The organism is Sphingobacterium sp. UBA7253, assembly GCF_002472745.1.
Classification (GTDB): Bacteria; Bacteroidota; Bacteroidia; order Sphingobacteriales; family Sphingobacteriaceae; genus Sphingobacterium; species Sphingobacterium siyangense.
On the sequence record NZ_DKSP01000229.1, the window covers coordinates 492 to 3187 of the forward strand.

5 protein-coding genes are annotated in these 2696 nt (G+C 42.1%); all 5 read right to left on the minus strand.

Annotated features, from left to right (window positions below):
* On the minus strand, positions 1–833 hold an 833-nt coding region (arsB, locus tag B2X72_RS24380; protein ID WP_286851862.1), incomplete at its 3' end, for an ACR3 family arsenite efflux transporter.
* A gap of 25 nt (positions 834–858) precedes the next feature.
* Positions 859–1173 (minus strand): arsenate reductase ArsC, encoded by a 315-nt coding sequence (locus B2X72_RS24385; RefSeq protein ID WP_286851863.1) that lies wholly within the window; start codon positions 1171–1173, stop codon positions 859–861.
* Positions 1173–1658: a GNAT family N-acetyltransferase gene (locus B2X72_RS24390; protein WP_070569801.1), complete on the minus strand. Its 486-nt coding sequence runs from the start codon at positions 1656–1658 to the stop codon at positions 1173–1175. The genes B2X72_RS24385 and B2X72_RS24390 overlap by 1 nt, the downstream gene beginning before the upstream one ends.
* 9 nt (positions 1659–1667) lie before the next feature.
* Positions 1668–2237 (minus strand): DUF6428 family protein, encoded by a 570-nt coding sequence (locus B2X72_RS24395; protein ID WP_070569803.1) that lies wholly within the window; start codon positions 2235–2237, stop codon positions 1668–1670.
* A 38-nt stretch (positions 2238–2275) separates the two neighbouring features.
* Positions 2276–2605 carry an ArsR/SmtB family transcription factor gene (locus B2X72_RS24400; RefSeq protein WP_070569805.1) on the minus strand — a complete coding sequence of 110 codons (330 nt, stop codon included), beginning with the start codon at positions 2603–2605 and terminating at the stop codon, positions 2276–2278.
* Positions 2606–2696 lie beyond the last annotated feature (91 nt).

Here is a 2696-nt window from a genome sequence, read left to right on the forward strand (position 1 = left end):
ACCAGGAACATAATGGCAAAATAGATAACCAAAGGAATCGCAATTCTTACAACGTCCATAGGAATCTGTACGATCAGCTCACCTTTCAGGCTGAACATAACTACGATTGTAAATAGCAATGCGATTAAGGTAATTGGAGAGATCATAGGCACAAATTTGTTCTGGAACCATTCTTCTCCTTTTAATTTGATCAGGCTATAACGGCTGATTATTCCCATTGCAAAGGGTATCCCTAAATAAATGCCTACGCTTTCAGCAATCTGACCGATCGAAATATTAACATCAAGCCCTTTCATCCCAAACACAGGAGGCAGAACGGTGATAAATATATAAGCGTACACGCTGTACAATAAAACCTGGAAAATGCTATTGAGAGCGATAAGGCCTGCAGCATACTCCCTGTTTCCCTCTGCCAGCTCATTCCATACAACGACCATTGCAATACAACGGGCCAGCCCGATAAGAATAAGGCCGATCATATACTCAGGATAACCGTGAAGAAATACTATAGCGAGGATAAACATCAAAATTGGCCCGATACTCCAGTTCAGGAGCAAGGAAGCACCCAGGATCTTCGTATCCTTAAAGACTTTGCCCATATTTTCATATTTCACTTTAGCAAGTGGTGGGTACATCATCAGGATCAGGCCTATGGCAAGTGGAATATTGGTAGTTCCACTTGAAAAAGAATTGATAAAATCAGATGAAGAGGGGAAGAGGAACCCAATAGATACTCCGATAGCCATAGCCAGGAAAATCCATAGGGTAAGGTATCGGTCAAGGAAACTCAATTTTTTCCTCTCATGTGCTGGGGCGCAGTTGTTGGCTGACATATTTTTTGTGTGTTAGTGGATATGTTTATTTATCGAGATTTTCATTTACAAATTCTGCGCTGTACGTTTTGATGAGATCACGTACCCTTCTGAATTCATTTATAACTTCTTCATCCGTTCCGGTCGCTTTTGCCGGGTCGGGAAAATTGTAGTGTAGCTTTTTAGCTTTCGACGGAAAATACGGACAGCTCTCTTTGGCATTATCACAAACCGTAATTACATGATCAAAGTCTATATCCGCATACTCATTCACATTATTGGAGGTATGGGCAGAGATATCAATGCCGGCTTCANNGCTGCGGCAACTGTTGCCGGTACAGAGTACCAATATTTTTTCCATTATTTGATGTTTTGATTTCTTCTTTCCAATAAAATAGTATCCCGCCAGATACCGTTTATCTTACCGATTTTTTCCCGGTAGCCCACTTGCCGGAATCCGGCTTTCTCATGCATTTTGAAACTACCAGTGTTTTCTCTAAAGACACCGGATTGTAGCGTCCATAATCCATACTTTTCACTTTCTGCAATCAGTGCCTGAAGTAGAATTGAGCCATAACCTTTCCCGGATAAAACCGGATTGATATAAACACTCACTTCAGCAACACCTGCATAAACGCAACGGGAGGATACCGGTGATAGCGCCGCCCAGCCCAGGATATTTTCTACTTCGTCCAGCACGAAACGACAAGTGCTTAAATGCGATATGTCCCAGTCTTCCCATGAAGGAGCAGCGGTTTGAAAAGTGGCATTGCCGGTAGCAATGCCTTTTTCATATATTTCCTTTACGGCAGGCCAATCACTGGCGACCAAGGTTCTTACTTTCATATGGAATGATTAGCAGCAGCCGCTTCCTGGTGTACAAGCCGGACCTTCTGCAGCGAGATTTACCATTTCTAACTTTACTAGTTCTGCTTTTGCAGCTGGTGTACAGCATTCTTCGCCTTCTGAAGTAGTGCCACAGCTTCCGCCTCGGTTAATGGCTTTGCACTGGGTAAAGTCGGGAGTAAGGTTAACGATCAAATCTTCTCCGGATACGGTAAAATTACCCGGGTACATTTGGCGGGTGTCGAACTGTGAATTGCCAAATTCAATTTTTACAATCGCATTGGGATTTAACGGTAACTTCTTTTCCACGATGTCCACAATAGACATAGCTTTACTTGCCTGCATCGCACGGCCTTCTTCCGTTTCCCTTGGTTCCCATAATTGGACAATGATCTCTGTCCAGGAGTTCATTACGCCACCACAATCGACAGATACGATCGGGGCTTGTTTGATTTCTGTGATATGGTAGGAGGGATCTACCCATTTGCCTTCTGCATATTCAAATTGTAAAATTTGATTCGGATTTTGCTGGAGTTGCGTTTTAAACGTTTCCCAGTTGATAAATTCTGAGTTGTTCATGTCATATTGCAATTTAACGATTAATTGGTATAAATTTTTTAGCAACAGCTTGCGTTCTCGTTATAAGAAGCAAAGAAAGCTGCCAGATTTGTTTTTAATAATTTCCAGGCTTTCGGTTCAATGCAATAGCATACCCGTACACCCTCAATAGTGCCCTGGATAATACCCGCATTCTTCAATTCTTTAAGGTGCTGGGAAATAGTTGGCTGTGCCAATCCTAATTCCTCGACCAGATCACCGCAGATGCAAGAATTTGTACGGATGATAGATTGAAGGATCGCAATACGGGCAGGATGGCCCAATGCTTTGAGCATTGTGGCGAGCTGGTTCTGCTCCTCTGTGAATATTTCTGTCTTAGTAAGTCCCATAATGATATTGCAATATTACGATTAATATTTTGAATTGCAAAATTGAATTTAAAAAAATAACGCTGGTCCCTTACCGAAATTAATTTCGGTA

Excerpts from the sequence above, each read along its gene's own strand:
- B2X72_RS24390 (WP_070569801.1), bottom strand. The coding sequence starts at position 1,658 with ATGAAAGTAAGAACCTTGGTCGCCAGTGATTGGCCTGCCGTAAAGGAA.
- B2X72_RS24395 (WP_070569803.1), bottom strand. The coding sequence starts at position 2,237 with ATGAACAACTCAGAATTTATCAACTGGGAAACGTTTAAAACGCAACTC.
- B2X72_RS24400 (WP_070569805.1), bottom strand. The coding sequence starts at position 2,605 with ATGGGACTTACTAAGACAGAAATATTCACAGAGGAGCAGAACCAGCTC.